The 22,743-nt window shown below is 72.8% G+C and carries 18 protein-coding genes; 8 read left to right on the top strand and 10 right to left on the bottom strand.

What is annotated here, in order from left to right:
* Window positions 1-26: 26 nt before the first annotated feature.
* Both ACZ5NW_RS29965 and ACZ5NW_RS29960 read right to left on the bottom strand, forming a co-directional pair.
* Window positions 27-521, bottom strand: coding sequence for an SUKH-3 domain-containing protein (locus ACZ5NW_RS29965; RefSeq protein ID WP_468747085.1), 495 nt, complete (start codon window positions 519-521; stop codon window positions 27-29).
* A 79-nt stretch (window positions 522-600) separates the two neighbouring features.
* Entirely contained in the window at window positions 601-1,167 is a 567-nt protein-coding gene (locus tag ACZ5NW_RS29960; RefSeq protein ID WP_468747084.1) for a YwqJ-related putative deaminase, read from the bottom strand.
* Window positions 1,168-1,501: 334 nt separating this feature from the next.
* Here ACZ5NW_RS29960 and ACZ5NW_RS29955 point away from each other — a divergent pair, with 334 nt between their 5' ends.
* The gene (locus ACZ5NW_RS29955) at window positions 1,502-2,503 is read left to right on the top strand and encodes an SMI1/KNR4 family protein (protein ID WP_468747083.1); all 1,002 of its coding nucleotides are present in this window, start codon (window positions 1,502-1,504) and stop codon (window positions 2,501-2,503) included.
* A 71-nt stretch (window positions 2,504-2,574) separates the two neighbouring features.
* On the opposite strand, the gene ACZ5NW_RS29950 is transcribed toward ACZ5NW_RS29955, so the two are convergent.
* Window positions 2,575-2,877, bottom strand: a complete 303-nt coding sequence (locus tag ACZ5NW_RS29950) for a hypothetical protein (protein ID WP_468747082.1) — start codon at window positions 2,875-2,877, stop codon at window positions 2,575-2,577.
* Between the two features lies 1 nt (window position 2,878).
* Here ACZ5NW_RS29950 and ACZ5NW_RS29945 point away from each other — a divergent pair, with 1 nt between their 5' ends.
* Both ACZ5NW_RS29945 and ACZ5NW_RS29940 read left to right on the top strand, forming a co-directional pair.
* Window positions 2,879-5,617, top strand: coding sequence for an SUKH-4 family immunity protein (locus ACZ5NW_RS29945; RefSeq protein ID WP_468747345.1), 2,739 nt, complete (start codon window positions 2,879-2,881; stop codon window positions 5,615-5,617).
* Between the two features lie 229 nt (window positions 5,618-5,846).
* A complete protein-coding gene (locus tag ACZ5NW_RS29940; protein WP_468747081.1) occupies window positions 5,847-6,731 on the top strand; it encodes a cellulose-binding protein in 885 nt (294 codons plus the stop codon).
* Window positions 6,732-7,035: 304 nt separating this feature from the next.
* Here ACZ5NW_RS29940 and ACZ5NW_RS29935 read toward each other — a convergent pair whose 3' ends face one another.
* From ACZ5NW_RS29935 to ACZ5NW_RS29925, 3 genes are all read right to left on the bottom strand, one after another.
* Window positions 7,036-8,673 (bottom strand): sodium/solute symporter, encoded by a 1,638-nt coding sequence (locus ACZ5NW_RS29935; RefSeq protein WP_468747080.1) that lies wholly within the window; start codon window positions 8,671-8,673, stop codon window positions 7,036-7,038.
* Window positions 8,670-9,122: a DUF485 domain-containing protein gene (locus ACZ5NW_RS29930; RefSeq protein ID WP_468747079.1), complete on the bottom strand. Its 453-nt coding sequence runs from the start codon at window positions 9,120-9,122 to the stop codon at window positions 8,670-8,672. The genes ACZ5NW_RS29935 and ACZ5NW_RS29930 overlap by 4 nt, the downstream gene beginning before the upstream one ends.
* A 188-nt stretch (window positions 9,123-9,310) precedes the next feature.
* On the bottom strand, window positions 9,311-10,846 hold the full coding sequence (locus ACZ5NW_RS29925; protein WP_468747078.1) for an MFS transporter: 1,536 nt from the start codon (window positions 10,844-10,846) through the stop codon (window positions 9,311-9,313).
* Window positions 10,847-11,313: 467 nt separating this feature from the next.
* Between ACZ5NW_RS29925 and ACZ5NW_RS29920 the strand changes: the two genes are divergently transcribed.
* The 3 genes from ACZ5NW_RS29920 (at window position 11,314) to mfd (ending at window position 18,476) form a co-directional block, all read left to right on the top strand.
* Entirely contained in the window at window positions 11,314-12,102 is a 789-nt protein-coding gene (locus ACZ5NW_RS29920) for an ABC transporter ATP-binding protein (RefSeq protein WP_468747077.1), read from the top strand.
* A complete protein-coding gene (locus tag ACZ5NW_RS29915) occupies window positions 12,099-14,678 on the top strand; it encodes an ABC transporter permease (protein ID WP_468747076.1) in 2,580 nt (859 codons plus the stop codon). The genes ACZ5NW_RS29920 and ACZ5NW_RS29915 overlap by 4 nt, the downstream gene beginning before the upstream one ends.
* A gap of 264 nt (window positions 14,679-14,942) precedes the next feature.
* A complete protein-coding gene (gene mfd / locus ACZ5NW_RS29910; protein ID WP_468747075.1) occupies window positions 14,943-18,476 on the top strand; it encodes a transcription-repair coupling factor in 3,534 nt (1,177 codons plus the stop codon).
* A 78-nt stretch (window positions 18,477-18,554) separates the two neighbouring features.
* Here mfd and ACZ5NW_RS29905 read toward each other — a convergent pair whose 3' ends face one another.
* The 3 genes from ACZ5NW_RS29905 to ACZ5NW_RS29895 form a co-directional block, all read right to left on the bottom strand.
* A complete protein-coding gene (locus tag ACZ5NW_RS29905) occupies window positions 18,555-18,926 on the bottom strand; it encodes a MerR family transcriptional regulator (RefSeq protein WP_468747344.1) in 372 nt (123 codons plus the stop codon).
* 41 nt (window positions 18,927-18,967) lie between these two features.
* Window positions 18,968-19,762, bottom strand: coding sequence for an SDR family NAD(P)-dependent oxidoreductase (locus tag ACZ5NW_RS29900; RefSeq protein ID WP_468747074.1), 795 nt, complete (start codon window positions 19,760-19,762; stop codon window positions 18,968-18,970).
* 69 nt (window positions 19,763-19,831) lie between these two features.
* Complete coding sequence (locus tag ACZ5NW_RS29895; protein WP_468747073.1) at window positions 19,832-20,404, bottom strand: TetR/AcrR family transcriptional regulator; 573 nt, start codon at window positions 20,402-20,404, stop codon at window positions 19,832-19,834.
* A gap of 106 nt (window positions 20,405-20,510) precedes the next feature.
* On the opposite strand from ACZ5NW_RS29895, the gene ACZ5NW_RS29890 reads away from it, so the two are divergent.
* On the top strand, window positions 20,511-21,404 hold the full coding sequence (locus tag ACZ5NW_RS29890; RefSeq protein WP_468747072.1) for an SCO6745 family protein: 894 nt from the start codon (window positions 20,511-20,513) through the stop codon (window positions 21,402-21,404).
* A gap of 196 nt (window positions 21,405-21,600) precedes the next feature.
* On the opposite strand, the gene ACZ5NW_RS29885 is transcribed toward ACZ5NW_RS29890, so the two are convergent.
* On the bottom strand, window positions 21,601-21,786 hold the full coding sequence (locus ACZ5NW_RS29885) for an antitoxin (protein ID WP_468747071.1): 186 nt from the start codon (window positions 21,784-21,786) through the stop codon (window positions 21,601-21,603).
* Window positions 21,787-21,995: 209 nt separating this feature from the next.
* Here ACZ5NW_RS29885 and ACZ5NW_RS29880 point away from each other — a divergent pair, with 209 nt between their 5' ends.
* A complete protein-coding gene (locus ACZ5NW_RS29880) occupies window positions 21,996-22,724 on the top strand; it encodes an HNH endonuclease family protein (RefSeq protein ID WP_468747070.1) in 729 nt (242 codons plus the stop codon).
* The last annotated feature ends 19 nt before the right edge of the window (window positions 22,725-22,743 follow it).

Here is a 22,743-nt window from a genome sequence, read left to right as displayed (position 1 = left end):
GGCGCCTCGGGGGTGGGTTTCGGGGGTCAGCCTGCGGTGAGGCGGGCGGGGGTGATGCCGGAGACGAGGGCGCCGAGGGCCTGGTCGATGTCCGGGCCGAGGTACCAGTCGCCGGTGTGGTCGAGGGCGTAGACGCGCCCTTCGGTGTCGATCGCGAGCAGCGCCTGGGTGTCGGTCTCGGCGCCGAGCGGGCTGAGCTCGGTGTCGAGGGCGCGGCCGAGGTCGCCGAGGGTGCGGGCGAGGTGGAGGCCGTGCAGGGGGTCGAGGTGCAGGCCGGCGGGGGCGATCTGGCGGCCGGGCCCGGTCGGGGTGATGCGCAGACCGCCGAATTCGGCCCACGCCTCGACGGCCGCGGGGAAGACGGCGTGGCGGTGGCCGGCGGGCGAGGTGTGGTCGCGGAGGATGTCGGCCCAGATTTCCGCCTGCTTGATGTCCCAGCGTCCCGGCTGCCAGCCGGCGGCACGCAGCGCGGCGTCGACGGGAACGGGGAAGCGGGTGGTGGAGGTGCGGTCGGTGTGCATCTTCCCTTGGTTCGTCGAGGTGTTGGGGAGGAGGGGCGGAGGCCGGGGGCGGGGGAGAGGGAGAGGGGAAGCGTGGGGATCAGTCGTCGGGGGTCGCGGGGTCGACGATGCGGACGCCGAAGTGGGCGCTGAGCGCGGTGCAGGCGCGGCAGGGCGCGGCGAAGCTGCCGTGGAGGGGGTCGCCGTCCTCGCGGATGCGACGGGCGGTGAGCTTGGCCTGTTTGAGCGCTTTGCGGGCTTCGCCGTTGGTCATGGGTTTGCGGGCGGCGCGTTTGCTGCGGGCGGCGTCCGCGGCGGCCAGGTGGCGGGAGATGAGGATGGTCTCGGCGCAGCGGCCGGTGAAGCGGTCGCGCTGGGCGCTGGTGAGGGTGTCGAGGAAGTCCTGGACCAAAGGGTGCAGCGCGGGCGCCTGATCGCTGCGGGCGGCCGTGCTGGTCAGGGTGGCGCCGCGGACGGAGAGGGCGGCGGCGACGGTGGGGAGTATGCCGTCGCGGCGGTGGCGCAGGGTGGGGGCGTGCGGGGCTTCGTTGGTGCTCCAGCCGATGCGGGGGTCGTCGGCGGGGGCGGTGTGGTGTGCGGGCGTGTTCGGCTCGCTCTGCGGCGTCGTGCGCCGTCCCGATTGCGGCCCCGTCTGTGTCGCGCTCATGATCGTCATCCCCTCCTGAGCATCCCCCCGGCTGACCCAGGGTGCCAAATCGCGTGGCTGGTGCGGAAGCTGGGGCGGTGCGACACGCCCGGGTTTGGGCGGGCTGTCACGGCGGGGTGACGGCTGGTCACGGAAGCGGAGGGCGGGCGGCGTCCTTCGAACGGAGGCCCGGTGACCGGTGTCGCCGTACCGCATAGGCTGTCGGCACCGCGACAGTGCGGTCAACGCGCGTCGGTGCCGTTGGAGACAGTCGAATACGGGCGCCGGTGTGCCGGTTCCGCAAGCGGAACGGGTGTGCCGGGGGTCGTACAGAGTGCCGCAGGGGGCAACCGCCATGACGACAGGTCGGCTCGGGCAGCAGGCCGCGCCGCCGAACGCGGCTTACGCCGGGCAGGTCGTGCACTTCCCGGATCCGGTTCGGGCGACCCGTCACCCGAGAGGGGTGCGGGTGGACGAGCGCGGCTACCCCGACTTCTCGGCGTACGCCCGTGCGGCGGCGGAGATCGCCGATCCGCCGGAGGGTTTCGGCGTCGACGAGTTGCGGCTGACGGACTACGTGTCGGCGAACGCGGCGCTCGCGGCGTCGGGCCACGAGCTGTGGGACACGGTGCCGGCAGTGGCGACGCCGCACGGCTGGACATGGCATCACGTGGTGGGCTCGCGGCGGCTGGAGCTGGTTCCGGTCGAGGTGAAGGCGCTGCTGCGGCACCACGGTGGCATCGCGACCGCGAACGTCGACCACCTGAAGCGGGGCACGCGCCCGCTTCAGGAGACGCGGCCGGCCCACATCGGACTGCCGAAGTCGGGTGTGGCGGTGACGGAGTCGCAGGTGCAGGGGGTCGAGGAGGACCTCGGCTACCGACTGCCCGGCGCGTACCGATCCTTCCTGAAGGCGGCCGGCGGGTGTGCTCCGGTGGGTGCCGCGCTGGACGCGGAGTTGGGACTGCTGGTGGACCAGCCGTTCTTCACGGTGCGCGACGAGGCGGCGGTCAACGACCTGGTCTACGTGAACAAGTGCCTGCGCGACCATCTGACGAAGGACTACCTGGGCGTCGGTTTCGTCCAGGGCGGTCTGCTGGCGGTGAAGGTGAAGGGCCAGGGGATCGGTTCCGTCTGGTTCTGCGCCTACGACGACGCGCGGGACGTGGATCCCTCGTGGTCGCCGGCGGAGCGCACGGGGCGGCTGCTGCTGCCGTGCGGTGACGACTTCGACGCCTTTCTGTCCCGACTGGCGGGCAATCCGCCGGAGTTGGAGACGGTGGCCAATCTGATGGTGGACGGCGGCTTCGCGCGTGCCGTTCCGGTTTCTTCCGTTTCTTCCGCGGGCGGGGAGTGAGCTGTAGCGATGGTGACGTTCGCGCAGGCGCAGGAGCGCGCGGAAGAGTGGATCAACGGCGATGTGCCGGCCTACCAGCATCGTGAGGTGCTGGTGCGGGAGTTCGAGCTCGGGTTCGTGGTGTGGGCCGAGGACCGGTCGGACGGGCCGCGGTCGGACGGGGGCGCGCTGCGGCTGGTGATCGCCCGGGACAGCGGGGAGGCCACGCTGTGGCCCGCGCTGCCCGTGGGCGAGGTGATCCGGCGGTACGAGGAGGAGTACGGCCAACCGGAGGACGCCCCGCCCGCCCCGGCCGCGCCCGCGGCACGGGTGGACCTGAACCAGACGTCGTTCCTGCTGTCGCCGCCGGAGTGGTTGCAGGAGGCGGCGGACAAGCTGGGGATTCCTGATCGGCGGGGGGATGGGGGCTCTGGGGGCTCTGCGGGTGCGGGTGCCGGTGTCGGTACCGGTGCTGGTACGGGTGCTGGTGCTGGGGTCGGTGGCTCGGGGGCCGGGGTTGGGGCCGGTGGCGTCGGTGCTGTGACGCCTGATCCGTCGTTGCCTCGGACGCAGGCCGGGGTGCCGGGGAGTGGGGTGGGGACGGGTTCTGCCCCGGCTCCGGCGCCGGGTGCTGGTGTCGGTGGGGCGGGTGCTTCCGCGCCGGTCCCGCCTGCCGCGCCCGCGGGGGCTACGCCCTGGACGGGGACGGACACGAACGCCGATTCCGGCGACGACCGTTCCGTACCCCTTCCCGCGACCGTCTTCGCGCCGCCGCTCAGCGGTTCCGACGACGAGGCCCCGACTCCGCCCGTCGCGCCGCCGGACGCCAAGACGGCCCTGATGACGGGCGGCAGCCAACTCCCGCCCACGGCGGTCGCGCCCGCCCTGAACGACCCGAACGTCCCTGGGGCGCCCGGCGTGCAGGGCGGCGCGCAAGCCGGCGCGCAAGGTGCGGGTGTACCGCCCGTCGCGCCGGGGCACACGCCCCCGCCGCCCGCCGGTACGCCGCCGTATGCCCAGCCTCAGGCCCCGGCCGGACCGGGCGTCCCGGGCCCGGCGCAGGGCAACACCCCGCCGCCGGCCCCGTCGTACGGCTACCCGCAGGGCTCGCCCCCTCCGGCCGCCCCCGGTACTCCGCCGCCGGCCGCTCCCCAGGGCGCCCCCGCCCCGGGCCGGCCCCTCGCGCCGAACGCCAGTGACATCGCCGACGCCGCGACCAGCAAGGCCGCGCCTCCCCCGCGCCGGCCGCGCGGTGGTGCGACGCCGCCGCCTCCGCCGGGCGCGCCGGGTGCTCCGGGCGCCCCGCGCGCGGGCGGCACGCCTCCTGCGCCGTCGGCTCCGGGGGCGCAGGGTGGTGCGCCCGGTGGTGCGGCGGGTGGGTACGTACCCACGCAGTTGGTGTCGGCGCTGGGCCCGAACGGCCCCGAGGGCGCGCCGGGCGTACCGGGTGCTCCGAGCGCACCGAACATGCCGGGCGCGCACGGTCAGTCGAGCGCCCCGGGTACGCCGAACACGCCGGGCGCGCCCGGTGGTCCCGGCGCCCCGACTCCGCCTGGTCCGCCCGCTCCGCAGAACACGCCGGGAGGCACACCGCCGGGCGGTGTCCACCACGCCGCGACGATGCTTGCCGACCCGGGCCGCATGGGCACGGGTGGGGGCGCGCCGCACCCGCCAGGCGCCCCAGGCGTTCCGCATGCGCCGGGCGCACCGGGAGTGCCGGGGGCCCCGAATGCGCCGCATGCGCCTGGCGCGCCGGGTGCTCCGCACGCCCCGGGCGCACCGGCGGCTCCGGGCGTACCTGGTGTTCCGCACCCGCCTGGCGCTCCGGGCGCACAACAGGCTCCGCACGCCCCGGGCGTTCCGCACGCGCCGGGCGCGCCGCAGCCCCCGGGTGCCCCCGGGGCCCCCGGTACGCCGGGCGGGCCGGGAGCGGGTGGCGGGCGTGGGGCGGTGCATCACGCGGAGACCGTGCTGGCCGCGCCCCCGGTGGGCGGCCCCGGCGCGCCTCCGCCGCCGCCGGCCCCCGGCGTGCCCGGTGTTCCGGGCGCCCCTGGAATGCCCCCGGGCGCCCCCCAGCCGATGCCGCCGGGTGCGGTGCCGCCGCCCGGGATGCCGGGGCCGGGACAGCCGCCGGCGTACGGGTATCCGCAGCCCAGCGGTCAGCCGACCGTGGGACCGGGCTACCAGGCCGTGCTGCGCTACCGGGCGCAGGACGGTTCGGAGCAGCAGGTGATCCGGCGTTCGGCGCCGGGCACGCCGCACCCGGAGTGGCAGATCTTCCACGAGCTGCGGGCGATGAACGTGCCGCCGGACCAGGTGCTGGAGCTGCACACCGAGCTGGAGTCGTGCGAGCTGCCGGGCGCGTACTGCGCGCGGATGATCCGGGAGCAGTGGCCGCAGGCGCGGATCACGAGCATCGCGCCCTACGGCACGGATCACGCGAGCCGGCAGCAGGGGATGCAGCAGTTGCTGGCGCACCAGGGCGAGTTGCACCAGGTGGCGGACGGTCCCGCCCGGCCCGCGCCGGTGCGCGCGCCGTTGCCGCCGGTGCAGCCGACGCCGCCGGTTCCGCCGGAGGCGATCGCGCAGGAGCTGGCGGCGGCGTTCGGGCCGGGGGTGTTCCGGTTCGAGCAGGCGGCGGTGTCCCGGCAGGGCGTCCCGCCGATCGTGGCGCACACGCTGGTGGTGGCGGGCCTGCCGACCGACATGGGCCCGTTCTTCTGGGCGCAGGCGCAGCCGGGCCGACCGGTGCCGACGCTCGCGGAGCTGGCGCAGGAGCGCGGGGTGCAGCCGGCGTCGGACGCGGGCTCGTACCTGGTCATGGGCAGTGACTTCGGCCGGGCGATCTGCGTGCAGTACGGGACGGCGAACATCGTCGCCGTGCCGGTGGAGGCGGGCCCGGGCGGTGCGCCGGTGCCGCCGCAGTTCGTGAACACCGGGCTGCTGGAGTTCCAGCGCTGCCTGTCCCTGCTGGGCAGGATGTGGCGGCTGCGGTTCGGCCTGAACCAGGAGCAGGCGGGCCGCTGGACCGTCGACTTCCAGGCCCAGCTGGCCTCCCTGGACCCGGCGGCCCTGGGGTCGCCGGAGAGCTGGTGGTCGGTGCTGCTGGAGCAGATGTGGGACGGCCTGCTGTGAGGTGGGCGTTCCGCTGACGGTGGTGTGGAAAGGGCGGGGCCGCCCGGTCGTGCGATCGGGCGGCCCCGCCCTTTCGCGTGTCGTGGCCCCGCCCGTGACCTCCGCCCGGAGTGTCGCGTTATGAACCCTTCTGTCTGATCCCTCAAGATGTGCGCGACACCGTTCGGAATCTGTTCGTACGCGCCGGCGTGCGGGATTCCGTGTGGGTCCGGCGGAGAGGGGTTCCAGGATGAGCAGCGCATCGGTGTCGCCGTACGGGTTCGTGACGGTCCGTGGGCGTGGGTACAGGCCCCGGCAGGTCGAGGCGTGCTCCGCCGCGCTCTCCGCCGAACGGGACGCCGCCTGGGAACGCGTCGCCCGCCTCACCGTGCTGGCCAAGGAGATGCAGGCGGAGGCGGACCGGTTGCGGGAGTCCGTGGCCCGGCTCACGCCGCAGACGTACGAGACCCTCGGGGAGCGCGCACGGCGCATCTTCCAGCTCGGGGAGGAAGAGGCGGCGGCCGTCCGCGATCAGGCGCGGCGCGCGGCGCAGGAGCACGTTGCGCAGGCCGAGGCACACGCCCACGGCGTGCGCCGGGCGGCCCAGGAACAGGCGGACACGCTCCGCGCGGACGCCGAGGAACGCGCCCGCCGCCGGTCGCTCGCGGCGCGCGCCGAGGCCGACGAGGTGCGCGTCGCGGCTCGCCGCGAGGTGAAGGAGACCCGCAGCGAGGCGCTCGCCGCACTCCGCGAGATGCGCCTGCGCACCGGCGCCCTCCTCGCCGAGCAGGAGAAGGAGCACGCCGAACGGTGGGCCGCCGCCGAGCGCGAGGCCGCCGAACGCGCCGCCGCCCTCGACGCCCACCACGCCCGAAGGGTCACGCGCGCCGAGGCCGAGCTGTCGGAGGCGAAGCGCGCGTTCGCGGAGGCCGAGGAGTCGGCCCGCCGCCGCCAGGAGGAAGCACGCGCGCGTGCCGCCGAACTCCTCGCGGAGGCACGCCTGCGCGAGGAGCGCATCGCCCGCGAGACGGAACGCGTCCTGCGCGAACACAGCGAGCGCTGGGACGACGTGCGCGCCCACATGGACCACGTCCGCACCAGCCTGACCGCACTCACCGGCCGGGTGGTGGAGTAGCGGCTGCGGCGGGGCGAGGCGAGGCGGCCGGGGCGGGCGCGTTCTTCCGCGCGCAGGCCGCACCGGCGCCAGCGAAAGGCCCGGCGCGCACGACGCCCACCCCAGCGCACGGTCGGCTGGAGCGCCCAGCGCACTCCGTCGGTACGCCCCGCGCGCTCCGCCGGCGCACTCCGTCGGTACGCCCCGCGCGCTCCGCCGGCGCACTCCGTCGGTACGCCCCGCGCGCCCCACCAGTGCACGCCAGCGCCCAGCGCCCCGCCCCGGACACCGGGCCCCGGCTCAACTCCCGCCCGCCCCCCGGGCCCTAGTTCCCCCTCCGCGCCGCCCCCGCCAGGATCCACCCCTCCACTGCCTCGTACTGCCGTCGTTGTTCCTCCGCCTTGGCGCGGCCCGAGAGGACCGTTCCCAGCCAGCCGAAGGCGAAGCCGAGGGGGATGGTGACCAGGCCGGTCGTGGTGAAGGGGAACCAGTTGAAGTCGGCTTGCGGGAAGGCCGAGACGGGGGAGCCGGAGACCAGGTTGGTGCCGGGCATGAGGGCGAGGACGGCGAGGGTGCCGCCGATGAGGGTGCTCAGCAGGCCCGTTCGGGTGTAGCGGCGCCAGAAGAGGCTGTAGATCAGGGCGGGCGCGAGGGCGGAGGCGCCGAGGCAGAAGCCGAGGGTGATCAGCGGCTGGAGACTGCGGTGCTGCACCTGGGCGGCGAGGAGCACCGTGGGGACACCGACCGCCAGGGCGGACAGCCGGGCCACGAGCATCTCGCGGCGCGGGGAGACGTCCCGCGCGCAGGTGGCGAAGATGTCGTGGGCGAGGGAGTTGGCGCAGGCGAGGATCATTCCGGCGACCGAGGCGAGGACGGTCAGGAAGATCGCCGTGGTGACCGTCGTGAACAGCAGGGCCTCGCCGGTGGAGACGTCCGTGCCGAAGGCGGCCCGCGAGCCCAACAGATACGCGGTGTTGCCCCGCGGGTCGGCGCCGGCAATCACCGCGCGGCCGATCAGCGCCGTCGCGCCGAACCCGACGACCGTGATCACCAGCACGAACAGCGCCACGCCGGACACCGCCCACGACAGCGAGCGCCGCACCTGCCGCGCGCTGGAGGCGGTGTACATGCGCATGGTGATGTGCGGCAGGCACGCTCCGCCCAGGACCACCGACAGCTGCGAGGTGATCATGTCCAGTCGGGGGTACGGGCCGCCCGCGAACTCCAGGCCCGAGCGCAGGAACGCGTCCCCCACCCCACTCCCGCGCGCGGCCGCGTCGAAGAGGGCGGCCGGGTCGCCGTCGAAGCGGGCGAGCACCAGGACGGCGACCACAGCGCCCGATCCGAGCAGCGTCACGATCTTCAGCATCTGGATCAGCGCGGTGCCCTTCATGCCGCCGATCGCCGCGTAACTGATCATCAGCACCCCCATGCCGATGACACAGGCGGTCTTCACCGAGTCGCCGGAGAAGCCGAGGATGAACGCGAGCAGCTGGCCGGTGCCGGCGAGCTGCACCAGCATCATCGGCAGCAGTGCGGCGAGGGTCACCGCGCACGCCGTGATGCGCACCGCGCGCCCCGGCATACGGCGCGCGAGCGCGTCGCCCATGGTGAACCGGCCCGCGTTGCGCAGGGGTTCGGCCAGCAGGAACATCAGCAGCATCAGCGACAGCGCCGTACTGAGGGCGAGGACCAGTCCGTCGTACCCGCACAGCGCGATCACGCCGGTCGTGCCGAGCACGGTGGCGGCCGAGATGTAGTCGCCGGCGATCGCCATGCCGTTGCGCAGCGGGGAGAGGGAGCGGTAGCCGGTGTAGAACTCGTCGAGGTCGTCGCGGTCCGGGCCGGTCATGACGCACAGCAGCAGGGTGATCGTGGCGACGGCGGTGAAGGCGACGAGCGACATGGTCTGCGCGTCGCCGCTCAACTCCAGTCCCGCGACATGTGCTTGAGCGCTGTTCATCGGCCCGCCTCCCGTTTGGCGTCCACCTCGGTCTGGCGGCGGATGCGGTGGGCGAGGGGGTCGACATGGCGGCGTGCGGTGTGCTCGTAGACGGCGATGGCGAGCCAGGTCACGGGGAGTTGGAGGAGGGCGAGCAGCAGGCCCGTGGGCAGGCCGCCGCTCACCCGGGCCGTCATCAGGGACGGCGCGCACGCCGACAGGACGAGGAACACCGTGAAGTAGCCGAGCGCGGTGAGCGTGGCCACGCGCCGCTGCCACCGGTAGGCGCTGCGCAGCAGCCGTAGGTCGCGATGCTGTCCGAGGGGGGCGAAGTGCGGCGGGCGCCGGCGGGGCGGTTCGGGCGTGAGCGGCTCGGCGGGCTGCCAGGGGTAGGTCAAGTGGGGGTCGTACGCGGGGTACGACGGTTGTCGAGGCGGTTGGTGCGGGGGCGGGAACGGGGTGTGGGTCATCCCGAACTCCTTGCGCGGCTCGGGTCCGTGGCGGCGGACCGCAGGGAGGTGGGGGGGTGCGAGCCACGCACGTTACTCGGGGGTAGGAGACCTGCGCGAGCTTTTCTCCAAACTGAGCGGTCGGTATGCGCTTACTATTCGATTCCCGCCCTGACCTGGGGTGTTACCCCCGGTTAGTCAACCCTCCCTCACTCCCCGGAACCCCCCAACACCGCGAACCGACGCGGCGCCACGAACAGCAGCACCAGGAAGGCGAGTGCCGCGGCGCAGGCCGCGCCCAGGTAGACCGCGTGGACCGCGTCCGCGACCGCGTGGCGGGTCGCCTCCGGCACGGCGCCGCCGCCGTCGAGGCCGCGGGTCACGGAGTCGAGGTCGTGCGCGCCGCCGAGCCGGGCGGACAGCACGCCGTTGGCGACCGCGCCGAAGACCGCCGCGCCGATCGTCTGGCCGGTCTGCCGGCAGAAGAGGACGGAGGCGGTCGTGGTGCCCCGTTCCGACCAGCCGACGGTCGACTGCACCCCGACGATCAGCGGGAGCTGGAACAGCCCCAGGGCGGCCCCCAGCAGCAGCATCAGCAGCGCCGGCTGCCAGGCCGCGCCGGGATACGGCAGGAAGGGGAACGCGAGCAGGATCAGCGTGGCCGTGCCGATGCCGAGCAGGGCGGTGTCGCGGAAGCCGAGACGCCGGTAGACGTGCTGGCTCAGTGCCGCCGACACCGGCCAGCTCAGCGTCCACACCGACAGCACGAACCCGGCGGCCACGGGGGCGAGGCCGAGCACGGACTGCGCGTACGTCGGCAGGAAGACCGTGGGTGCCACCATCAGCAGGCCGAGCGCGCCGAGGGCGAGATTCACGGCGGCGATCGTGCGGCGGCGCCACACCCACCCGGGGATGATCGGTTCCGCCGCCCGCCGTTCCACCAGCACCACGACCGCCACCAGGGCGAGGCCCGCGCCGAACAGGGCGAGCGACGGCGCCGACAGCCACGGCCAGGCGACCCCGCCCTGCACCAGCGCCGTCAGCAGCACACCCCCGCACGCGAACACGGCCAGCGCGCCCGCCCAGTCGACACGCGTACGCGTGCGGGACGAGGACGCCGAGGACGGCGCGGTGCGCGACGCCCGCTCCGGCTCGTGCAGATGACGGACGATCAGCCACAACGCCATCGCGCCGATGGGCAGGTTGACGAGGAAGATCCATCGCCAGTCGGCGTAGGCCGCCAGGACCCCGCCGAGGCCCGGTCCGGCGACCGCCGACACCGCCCACACCGTGGACAGTTTCGACTGGATCTTCGGCCGCTCCTCCAGGGGGTACAGATCGGCGGCGAGCGTCTGCACCGTCCCCTGCAACGCCCCGCCGCCCAGCCCCTGTACGACCCGGAACGCGATCAGCGCGCCCATGTTCCACGCCAGCGCGCACAGCATCGAGCCCAGCAGGAACAGCGCGGCGCCGGCCACCAGCACCGGTTTGCGGCCGTAGGTGTCGGACAGCTTGCCGTAGACGGGCAGTGTGACCGTCACCGCCAGCAGATAGCCGGAGAACAGCCAGGAGAACACGGAGAAGCCGCCCAGGTCGCCCACGATCTGCGGGACGGCGGTGGAGACGACGGTGGCGTCGAGGGCGGCCAGCGCCATGGCGAGCATCAGCGCGGCGACCACGGCCCCCCGCCGGTGGGGCGCGGCGCGCTGCGCGGTCTGCCGTGTCGCCGGTCGCGTACTCCCCACCGCAAGGCCCCCCCTCGTCCCGTGCCTCATGCGCCCATCGGCTGTCCAGCTTCTCACCCGGGTCCGACAACGGGCGAGAGTTGACCTTCACGCGACGTGAGGGTGGAGGCTCGCTGCGCCCGGGGATGGAGCCGGACCCCGAGGGGGTCTCCACCCGGCGGTGGAGATCCCCTAGGGGTATCTCCGTACTAGGGCTCGGGGAGGGTTCGTACCGCCGGAGGAGGAGATGCGGGGGAGGTCGTCCTTAACCTGGCTTTACGCCGTTCGACGAGGCGGGGGTGCGGACAGCCCCCGGCGCGGGGGGTGGGGTTAACCCCCCGGAAAGAGGGGCCCGAGCACCAGCGCGGGGGACCCCTCCTCGCCGCCAGACTCATGGACGTAGCGACGCACCACCACGCGCATCACGGCGACCACCACCGCACCGGGACCGGTGCGTCTCATTTGCTGACCGACATAGGAGACTTACCGTGACATCGGCTGTGACCATTCCCAGGCACGGGGGCACTGGAGGGCAGACGGCCGTTGCCGCGCGGGCGCGGCAGGTCGTCAAGGCGTACGGCTCGGGCGAGACCCGTGTCGTCGCCCTCGACCACGTCGACGTGGACATCGCACGCGGCCAGTTCACCGCGATCATGGGCCCCTCGGGGTCCGGCAAGTCCACGCTGATGCACTGCCTCGCCGGTCTCGACACCGTGACGAGCGGCCAGATCTATCTGGACGACACCGAGATCACCGGCCTGAAGGACAAGAAGCTCACCCAGCTGCGCCGGGACCGGATCGGGTTCATCTTCCAGGCGTTCAACCTCCTGCCGACGCTGAACGCGCTGGAGAACATCACGCTGCCCATGGACATCGCCGGCCGCAAGCCGGACCGGGCGTGGCTGGACCGGGTCGTGGAGACCGTGGGGCTCGCCGAGCGGCTCAAGCACCGTCCCACGCAGCTCTCGGGCGGTCAGCAGCAGCGCGTGGCCGTCGCGCGCGCCCTCGCCGCGCGCCCCGAGATCATCTTCGGTGACGAGCCGACCGGAAACCTCGACTCGCGCGCGGGTGCGGAAGTCCTCGGCTTCCTGCGCCGCTCGGTCGACGAACTCGGCCAGACCATCGTGATGGTCACCCACGACCCGGTGGCGGCCTCGTACGCGGACCGGGTGCTGTATCTCGCCGACGGCCGGATCGTCGACGAGATGTACAAGCCGACCGCTGAGGCGGTTCTGGACCGCATGAAGGACTTCGACGCCCGGGGGCGCACGTCATGACCGTCATGAAGACCTCGCTGCGCAACTTCTTCGCGCACAAGGGACGCATGGCCCTGTCGGCCGTGGCGGTGCTGCTGTCGGTCGCGTTCGTGTGCGGCACGCTCGTGTTCACCGACACGATGAACACGACGTTCGACAAGCTGTTCGCCGCGACGTCCTCCGATGTGACGGTGAGTTCCAAGGACGCCTCGGACACCGGTGAGACGACGGCCGACAACGGCAAGCCGCCGGTCATGCCGGCGTCGGTGGTGGCGAAGGTGCGCGGCGCGCAGGGCGTGAAGTCGGCGGAGGGGACCGTCTTCTCCACCTCGGTGACCGTCGTCGACGCCGACAAGGACAACCTGTCGCCGAAGAGCGGCGCGCCGACCATCGTCGGCAGCTGGAACGGCAACGACGCCCGCACCATGAAGATCACCTCCGGCGCGGCGCCTAAGGGCTCCGACCAGGTCATGGTCGACGAGGACACCGCCGACAAGCACCACCTGAAGCTCGGCGACGAGATCGGCGTGATCAGCGCGGTCGGCACGCACACCGCGAAGATCTCCGGCATCGCGGCCTTCCAGGTCACCAACCCGGGCGCGGCGATCTTCTATCTGGACACGAAGACGGCCCAGCAGACCCTGGTCGGCGAGCCGGACGTGTACACGAACGTCAACGTCACGGCCGCGAGCGGGGTCAGCGACGAGCAGCTGAAGCGGAACGTCACGGCGGCGCTCGGCGGCGCCTACAAGGTGCAGACGGCCAAGGAGACCGCCGACGCCAACCGCGAGGACGTCGGCGACTTCCTGAACGTGATGAAGTACGCGATGCTCGGCTTCGCCGGGATCGCCTTCCTCGTCGGCATCTTCCTGATCATCAACACGTTCTCGATGCTGGTCGCCCAGCGCACGCGTGAGATCGGCCTGATGCGCGCCATCGGCTCCAGCCGGAAGCAGGTCAACCGGTCGGTCCTGGTGGAGGCGCTGCTGCTCGGCTTCGTCGGCTCCGTCCTGGGTGTCGGCGCGGGCGTCGGCATCGCGATCGGCCTGATGAAGCTCATGGGCCAGATGGGCATGAACCTGTCCACCGACGATCTGACCGTCGCCTGGTCCACCCCGGTGGTCGGCCTGGTGCTCGGCGTGGTCGTCACGGTCCTGGCCGCCTACCTGCCCGCCCGTCGCGCCGGCAAGGTCTCCCCGATGGCCGCGCTGCGCGACGCGCACGCCCCCGCCGACGCCAAGGCGGGCGCCGTGCGCGCCGTCCTCGGGCTCCTGCTGACCGCCGGGGGCGCCTACGCCCTCTTCGTCGCCGCGAACGCCGACAAGGCCAAGGACGGCTCCGCGTGGCTGGGCCTGGGCGTCGTGCTCACCCTGATCGGCTTCGTCGTCGTCGGCCCGCTGCTCGCGGGGGGCGTGGTCCGCGTCCTGGGCGCCGTGCTGCTGCGGATGTTCGGCCCGGTCGGCCGGATGGCCGAGCGCAACGCCCTGCGCAACCCGCGCCGTACGGGCGCCACGGGCGCCGCCCTGATGATCGGCCTCGCGCTGGTCGCGTGCCTGTCGGTGGTCGGCTCCTCCATGGTGGCGTCGGCGACCGACCAGCTCGACAAGAGCGTCGGCGCGGACTTCATCATCCAGTCGGACAGCGGGCAGCTGGTGACCCCCCAGGCGGTGCAGGCCGTCAAGAAGACGCCGGGTCTGGACCACGTCACCGAGTACAAGTGGAACAAGGCCGACTTCACCACCCCGGACGGCAAGACGCTGAAGGACACCGCGATCACCGGCGCGGACCCGACCTACGCGACGGACCTGAACACCGAGACGGTCGCCGGCAAGCTGGCCGACGCCTACCGGCCCGACTCGATGTCGGTGCACGAGGAGTTCGCCAAGGACCACGCCATCAAGCTCGGCTCGACCATCAAGGTCGCCTTCAAGAACGGCCGGACCGCCCATCTGACGGTCCGCGCGATCACCAGCAGTGACGTGGTGATCGACCAGGGCGCGATGTACACGTCGATCGCGACGATGGCGAAGTACGTGCCCGCCGACAAGATGCCGCTCGACGAGATCGTCTTCGCCGAGGCGAAGGACGGGCAGCAGGACGCGGCCTACACCTCCCTGAAGTCCGCCCTGCACGACTACCCGCAGTACACCGTGCGCGACCAGACCGACTTCAAGCAGAACCTGAAGGACCAGGTCGGCCAGCTGCTGAACCTGATCTACGGCCTGCTGGCCCTGGCGATCATCGTCGCGATCCTGGGCGTCGTGAACACCCTCGCCCTCTCGGTGGTCGAGCGCACCCGCGAGATCGGCCTGATGCGGGCGATCGGTCTCTCGCGCCGCCAGCTGCGCCGCATGATCCGCATGGAGTCCGTGGTCATCGCCCTCTTCGGCGCCCTCCTCGGCCTCGGCCTGGGCATGGGCTGGGGCGCGACGGCCCAGAAGCTGCTCGCCCTCGAGGGCCTGACGGTCCTGGAGATCCCCTGGGGCACGATCACGAGCGTCTTCATCGGCTCGGCCTTCGTGGGCCTGTTCGCGGCACTGATCCCGGCGTTCCGCGCGGGCCGCATGAACGTCCTGAACGCCATCGCGACCGACTAGGGGGTCTGGGGGGCCACGACCACCGCATACGGGGGTTGCGGGGGACGACCCGGCGCCGGCGAGTCTTGGGGGACTCGTCGGCGCCGGGTTGCTTTTCGCGAGTCCTGGTACGGCGCCCCAGACGCCGGGCCCCATCAGCAACCGGCGTTGTCCACAGCCCCCGGCAAGCGGCGCGGCCAAGTCGTACGCTGGACACCCCCGGCGGGATCCGCGTCGGGCCCTTCGTGTTGCCCACCCCTCGCCCACCCTGGAGAAAGCCGCTCCATGAGCCTGCACGGTCTGCTCGACGCCGTCGTCAAGGACACCGCCCTCGCGGAAGCGATCAAGGCGGCCGCAGACGGCAACCGCATGCACGTCGACCTGGTCGGCCCGCCGGCGGCCCGCCTCTTCGCGATCGCCGCCCTGGCCCGCGAATCGGCCCGCACGGTCCTGGCGGTGACGGCGACCGGCCGCGAGGCAGAGGACCTGGCGGCCGCCCTGCGCTCCCTGCTGCCCGAGGGCGGCGTCGTGGAGTACCCCTCCTGGGAGACCCTCCCGCACGAACGCCTCAGCCCGCGCAGCGACACCGTGGGCCGCCGCCTGGCCGTCCTGCGCCGCCTGGCCCACCCGAGCCCGGACGACCCGGAGACCGGCCCGGTCTCGGTCGTCGTCGCACCCGTCCGGTCCGTGCTGCAACCGCAGGTCAAGGGCCTGGGCGACCTGGAGCCGGTCGCGCTGAGGACGGGTCGGACGGCCGACCTGAACGACGTCGTGGAAGCCCTGGCGGCAGCGGCGTACGCGCGCGTGGAGCTCGTCGAGAAGCGCGGCGAGTTCGCCGTACGCGGCGGCATCCTCGACGTCTTCCCGCCCACCGAGGAACACCCCCTGCGCATCGAGTTCTGGGGCGACGACGTCGAGGAGATCCGCTACTTCAAGGTCGCCGACCAGCGCTCCCTGGAGGTCGCCGAACACGGCCTGTGGGCGCCGCCCTGCCGCGAGCTGCTCCTCACCGAGGACGTACGCGCGCGTGCCCGTGCCCTCGCCGAGGAGCACCCGGAGCTGGGCGAGCTGCTGGGCAAGATCGCCGAGGGGATCGCCGTGGAGGGCATGGAGTCCCTGGCGCCCGTCCTCGTCGACGACATGGAGCTGCTGATCGACGTCCTGCCCAAGGGCGCGATGGCCGTGGTGTGCGACCCCGAGCGGGTACGCACGCGTGCCACCGACCTGGTGGCGACCTCGCAGGAGTTCCTCCAGGCGTCCTGGGCCGCCACCGCGGGCGGCGGCGAGGCGCCCATCGACGTCGGCGCGGCCTCCCTGTGGTCCATCGCCGACGTCCGCGACCGCGCGCGCGAGCTGGACATGATGTGGTGGTCGGTGTCGCCGTTCGCCGCCGACGAGGAACTGGACGCGGACACCCTCAAGCTGGCCATGCACGCGCCCGAGACGTACCGCGGCGACACCGCGAAGGCGCTCGCCGACACCAAGGGCTGGCTGGCGGACGGCTGGCGCACCGTGTTCGTGACCGAGGCGCACGGCCCGGCGGCCCGCACGGTCGAGGTGCTCGGCGGCGAGGGCATCGCCGCCCGCCTGGACGCCGACCTGACCGAGCTGAGCCCGTCGGTCGTGCACGTGGCGTGCGGCTCGATCGACCACGGTTTCGTCGACCCGGCGCTGAAGCTCGCCGTCCTCACCGAGACCGACCTGTCCGGCCAGAAGGCGGCCGGCCGGGACGGCGCCCGCATGCCGGCCCGCCGCCGCAAGACCATCGACCCGCTCACCCTGGAGGCGGGCGACTACATCGTCCACGAGCAGCACGGCGTCGGCCGCTACATCGAGATGGTGCAGCGCACCGTCCAGGGCGCCACGCGCGAGTACCTCGTCGTCGAGTACGCCCCCGCCAAGCGCGGCCAGCCCGGCGACCGCCTGTACATCCCCACCGACCAGCTGGAACAGATCACCAAGTACGTCGGCGGCGAGGCGCCCACCCTGCACCGCCTCGGCGGCGCGGACTGGACGAAGACGAAGGCACGCGCGAAGAAGGCGGTCAAGGAGATCGCCGCCGACCTGATCAAGCTGTACAGCGCGCGCATGGCGGCCCCCGGCCACACCTTCGCGCCCGACACGCCCTGGCAGCGCGAGCTGGAGGACGCGTTCCCGTACGCGGAGACCCCCGACCAGCTGACCACCATCGCCGAGGTCAAGGACGACATGGAGAAGTCGGTCCCGATGGACCGTCTGATCTGCGGCGACGTCGGCTACGGCAAGACGGAGATCGCGGTCCGCGCCGCCTTCAAGGCGGTCCAGGACGGCAAGCAGGTCGCGGTCCTCGTCCCGACGACACTGCTGGTCCAGCAGCACTTCGGCACGTTCTCCGAGCGGTACGCGCAGTTCCCGGTGAGCGTGAAGGCGCTGTCCCGCTTCCAGACCGACACGGAGGCGAAGGCCGTCCTGGAGGGCCTGCGGGAGGGCTCGGTGGACGTCGTCATCGGCACCCACCGCCTGTTCTCGTCGGAGACGAAGTTCAAGGACCTCGGCCTGGTCATCGTCGACGAGGAGCAGCGCTTCGGCGTCGAGCACAAGGAGCAGCTGAAGAAGCTGCGCGCCAACGTCGACGTGCTGACGATGTCCGCGACCCCGATCCCGCGCACCCTGGAGATGGCGGTCACCGGCATCCGCGAGATGTCGACGATCACCACCCCGCCGGAGGAGCGCCACCCGGTGCTGACCTTCGTCGGGCCCTACGAGGAGAAGCAGATCGGCGCCGCCGTCCGCCGCGAACTGCTGCGCGAGGGCCAGGTCTTCTACATCCACAACCGGGTCGAGTCGATCGACCGGGCCGCCGCGCGCCTGCGCGAGATCGTCCCCGAGGCACGGATCGCGACGGCCCACGGCCAGATGTCGGAGTCGGCTCTGGAGCAGGTCGTCGTCGACTTCTGGGAGAAGAAGTTCGACGTGCTCGTCTCGACGACGATCGTCGAGTCGGGCATCGACATCTCCAACGCGAACACGCTGATCGTGGAGCGCGGCGACACCTTCGGCCTGTCCCAGCTGCACCAGCTGCGCGGCCGCGTGGGCCGTGGCCGCGAGCGCGGCTACGCGTACTTCCTGTACCCGCCGGAGAAGCCGCTGACGGAGACCGCCCACGAGCGTCTCGCCACCATCGCCCAGCACACGGAGATGGGCGCGGGCATGTACGTGGCGATGAAGGACCTGGAGATCCGCGGCGCCGGAAACCTCCTCGGCGGCGAGCAGTCCGGCCATATCGCGGGCGTCGGCTTCGACCTGTACGTGCGCATGGTCGGCGAGGCGGTCGCGGACTACCGGCGCCAGCTGGAGACCGGCGAGATCGAGGAGGAGCCGCCGCTCGAAGTCAAGATCGAGCTGCCCGTCGACGCGCACGTCCCGCACGACTACGCGCCCGGCGAGCGCCTGCGCCTCCAGGCGTACCGCGCGATCGCCTCCGCCAACACGGAGGAGGACATCAGGGCGGTGCGGGAGGAACTGACCGACCGCTACGGCAAGTTGCCCGAGCCCGTGGAGAACCTGCTGCTGGTGGCCGGCCTGCGGATGCTGGCACGCGCGTGTGGCGTCGGCGAGATCGTCCTCCAGGGCACCAACATCCGTTTCGCGCCGGTCGAGTTGAGGGAGTCGCAGGAACTGCGCCTGAAGCGCCTGTACCCGGGCTCGGTCATCAAGCCGACCGTCCACCAGATCCTCGTACCGCGCCCGAAGACGGCCAAGGTGGGCGGGAAGCCGCTGGTCGGACGGGATCTGCTGGGCTGGGTGGGCGAGTTCCTGGCGTCGGTGCTGGGGTCGTAGGGCGCTGGTCCGTACGGCCGTCGCGCTCGGGTGCGTTCGGACCACCGGTCGGACGCGTCCGGTCGCGCGCGTGTGCGCTCAGGCCACCGGTCGGACGCGTCCCCCGGTGGCCTCGCGCAGGACCGCTGCCAGGCGGTCGCGGACCGCGATCTGGGCGGCGATCCGCTCGTCCATGACCGCGAGGCGCCGCAGCGCGACCTCCAGGGTCCGGCCGGTCGGCGGGGACGATGTGACGTCACCGTCGAGGCACGGCAGGAACAGGCGTACGTCGTCCAGGGTGAGCCCGGCGTCGACGAGCTTCCGGATGTTGCGGACGCGGACGGCGACGGCCGGGTCGTAGCAGCGGTAGCCGTTGGCGGTCCGTTCGGAGGTGATGAGCCCCGCCTGCTCGTAGTGGCGCAGGGCGCGCGGGGAGGCGCCGGTGAGGGCGGAGAGCCGGCCGATGCGCAGCGGCGGCCCGGCCGACTGTGGCGTGTCCATGCGGGCGAGTCTCATGCGACGACCGCTCCTCCGTCCACCGGCAGCACCGCGCCCGTGACGAACGAGGCGTCGGGCGAGGCGAGTCGGGTGATGGCCCAGGCGACCTCCTCGGGTCGGCCCACCCGGCCGAGCGGGGTGTGCGCGAGCTGCCACGCGCGGATCGCGGCGCGTTGCTCGGGGGTGTAGCCGGCGTGGTCGCCGATCGGCGTCTGGATCGCGCCGGGCGCCACCGCGTTGACCCGGATGCCCAGCGGCGCCAGCTCCACCGCCCAGCTGCGGGTGAGCACTTCGAGAGCCGCTTTCCCGGCGGCGTAGAGGGAGTTGCCGGGCCAGCCGCGCTGTCCGATGGCCGTCGTCACGTTCACGACGACGCCGTGGCTCTCCTCCAGCGCCGGAAGCGCGGCCTGGGTGAGCAGGACGGGGGCGAGGAGGTTGGTGGCGAGCTGCGGCTCGACGGACGCGCGCGTGTAGGTGCGCAGGGAGTCGGCGGTGACGACGGCGGCGTTGTTGACCAGCACGTCGACGCGGCCGTGCCGCTCCAACGCCGTACGGACGACGACCGCCGGGCCGTCGTCGGCGGTGATGTCGACGGCGAGCGGGGTGATGCGCGCCGTGTCGTGGGAGGCCGTCTCGGCGAGGGGCTCCGGCCGGCGTCCGACGGCGATCACGTGCGCGCCCTCGGCGGCGAAGGCGTGGGCGGTGGCACGGCCGATGCCGGTGCCGGCACCGGTGACGAGGGCGACGCGCGGGATTCCGGGGGTGGCGTGCCCGGTTCCGGCGGTTCGGGGGCTGTTCGTTTCGCTCATGCGGCGATGCTCGGACCCTGACGCCGGTGTCAAGGTCAAGCGGGCGGCCCTCCCGTTCGGTCGAGCCGGTCAGTCACTGGGGAGCAGCAGCATCGGCAGCGCCCGGAAGACGTCCTCCGGATCGTCGTCGCCGATCAGGGTGTCGAGGTTGTGGCCGAGGAGCAGCGTGGCGAAGCCGTGGGCGAGGGACCAGGCGGCGACGCGGGTGAGGCGGGGGTCGGCGTCGGAGGCCTGGGCGGCGATGGCGTCGGTGAGAGCGGCGGCGGAGAGGGCGCGGGCGGTCGTCAGTTCCAGGTCGTCGGCGCGCAGGAGTTGAGGGGTGAACATCACCTGGAAGTGCGCGGGGTGCTGGCGTGCGAAGCGCACGTAGCGAACGCCCGCTTCCCGCAGGTCTGTCACCTGCGCGAGCGCTTCCGCGAGCAGGCCGTGGCCCTCGGCGGCGATGGCGGTGAGCAGTCCCGTGCGGTCCTTGAAGTGGTGCGCGGGCGCGGCATGGGAGACACCGGCGCGACGGGCGAGGTCGCGCAGGCTGAGCGCCGAGGGCCCGTCGGCGGCGATGACGTCGAGCGCGGCGGTGAGGATCGCGCGGCGCAGATCGCCGTGGTGGTACGGGCGGTGGGGGGCGGATTGTGCGGGGGTCATGGACAGCAGCGTACGCCCGATCTAGGCATTGACAAGTTCGGGAGGGTCGGGCAATCTTGTCAGTGTCAAGTTGTGGCGATGGTTGCACGGGACGAGGGGGAGACGCATGTCTGTGCAGGTGGAGGAAGCGGAGCAGGTGGAACCCGGCCGGGCGCGGCAGCTGTGGCACCTGCTGGAACCGCTGCACGCGCTGGTGTACTACGCGCCGGAGGTCTTCGAAGAGCTGGGCGCTCTCGGCTATGACACGCAGGAGCGCTGGTGGAGCTACTTCCCGCTGCGCGCCGCGCCCTTGGGTCCGGTCGACGCCACGGTCGTGACCTCGGCGTTCTACAGCTTCAGTCCGGCCATGGTCGACACCTACATGGACCGGGCGTGGGCGACGGCGCGCCCGGAAGCGGTGCTGGCGGCGCGACTGCGGGGCATGGATCGTGTGTACCGCCGGCTCCTCGGCGACCGTGTGGACAGTCCCGAGCTGGCGGAGGCGGCGGCCCTCGCTCGCCGCGCGGCCGAGGCGGCGAACCCGGCGGGACGCCCGATGGCCGCGGCCAACGCCGCGCTGGAGTGGCCGCGGGAACCCCACCTGCAGCTGTGGCAGGCGGCCACGATCCTGCGCGAGCACCGAGGAGACGGCCACCTGGCCGCCCTGCTGACGGCCGGCCTCGACCCGACGGAGGCGCTGGTGTCGTTCGCCGCGGTCGGCGCGGCCTCCGTGGAGCGCTTCGAGAGCAGGGGCTGGAGCCCGGAGGAGTGGTCGGCCGCCCGGGACCGGCTGGCGGCCCGGGGTCTGGTGGACGGGCGGGACGGTACGGCGACGGAGGCGGGCCGCGATCTGCGCCGCACCGTCGAGGAGCTCACCGACCGCCTGGCCGTCGGCCCCTGGCAGGCCCTCGGCGGTGACGCCACGGACCGCCTGGCTCATCTCCTCGGCGACTACTGGGTCGCGGCGATCGGCTCAGGCCTGCTGCCCTCGGAGTCGACGCTGGGGATAGGCAAGGTCTGACGACGCCGGGGATGGGGAAGGTCTGAGCGGCTGAAGCCGCCCGCGCGGCGATGCGCGGACGGCTTCCGGTGGGTGTGCGAGACGGAAGGCTTGAGGTGAGCTTCCAGGGAAGGGAAGAGGCCCGGTGGGGCGCGGTCGGCTCCACGCGTCCCCGCCGGACCCGTTCCTCCGGGGCTGGTGATGCCGGCGGTCCGCCCTACGGCTTGTCGGGCTGGTCGCGGTCCATGCCCATCTGGCCCTCGACCTTCCGCTGAGCGGTGTCGACCTGGTCCTCGTACTTGCCGCCGGTCTTCTCGTTGACCTTGCGTTCCGCCGTGTCGGACATGTCCTTGGCCTTGTCCTGCATGTGGCGGTTGCTCTTGAACCTGTCGAAGATGCCCATCCAGAGCTCCTTCCGGAGGTGACTCACCACTGACGATATGTCGGAGTCGAGAAGAATGCCCACCGGAGAGGGGTTGTGGTCCGTACCTCCCGACAGCCACCGTGCGCCCCCTCGTTACGGTATAGGCGCATCCGCCGGGGGAAGACGCCCCTGTGCGGGGCGGGCACCGGACACCGGACACGGGTCGGGCGAAAAGGGGGAGGACTGGCGTGAGGCGGCTGAGGGGCGGGGCGGCGGTCGCCGTGGTGCTGATGTGCGCCGTGACCGCGGGGTGCACGGACGTGTCCACGGGATCGGGCACCACCGGACCGGGTGGCACCGCCTCCGGCGGGGGAGCGGCCCTCGCGGCGGCACGATCGCTGCCGGTGAAGGGTCGGGCGCCCAAGACGGGTTATGAGCGCGACGCGTTCGGTACGCCGTGGGCCGACACGGACTCCAACGACTGCGACACCCGCGACGACATACTCAAACGCGACCTGGAGGAGGTGAAGTTCACCGGCGGCGGCACCTGCAAGGTGTCGTACGGCGTACTGGAGTCGGACCCCTATTCCGGTCAGGACGTCACCTACCGGCGCGGGCGCAGCCAGGTCGACATCGACCACGTCGTGGCCCTGTCCGACGCCTGGCAGAAGGGCGCCAAGTACTGGGACGACAGCAAGCGCATAGCGCTCGCCAACGACCCGCTGAACCTCCTCGCCGTGGACGCGAGCACCAACCGGTCCAAGGGCGACGGCGACGCGGCGACCTGGCTGCCGCCGAACAAGACGTACCGGTGCTCGTATGTCGCCGCCCAGGTGGCCGTGAAGAAGAAGTACGCGCTGTGGGTGACGGCCGCCGAGAAGTCCGCGATGGAGAAGGTGCTGTCCGCCTGCCCCGGCCAGAAACTCCCCACCGGCGGCAACCCGACTAAGGCGCCGGAGCGCTTCCACGCGGGCTGACCACGGAAAACGTGTTTCC

Source organism: Streptomyces sp. NPDC032126, assembly GCF_055580085.1.
The sequence above is the reverse complement of the archived record's forward strand: the minus strand, read 5'-3'. Positions and strand labels throughout refer to the sequence as shown.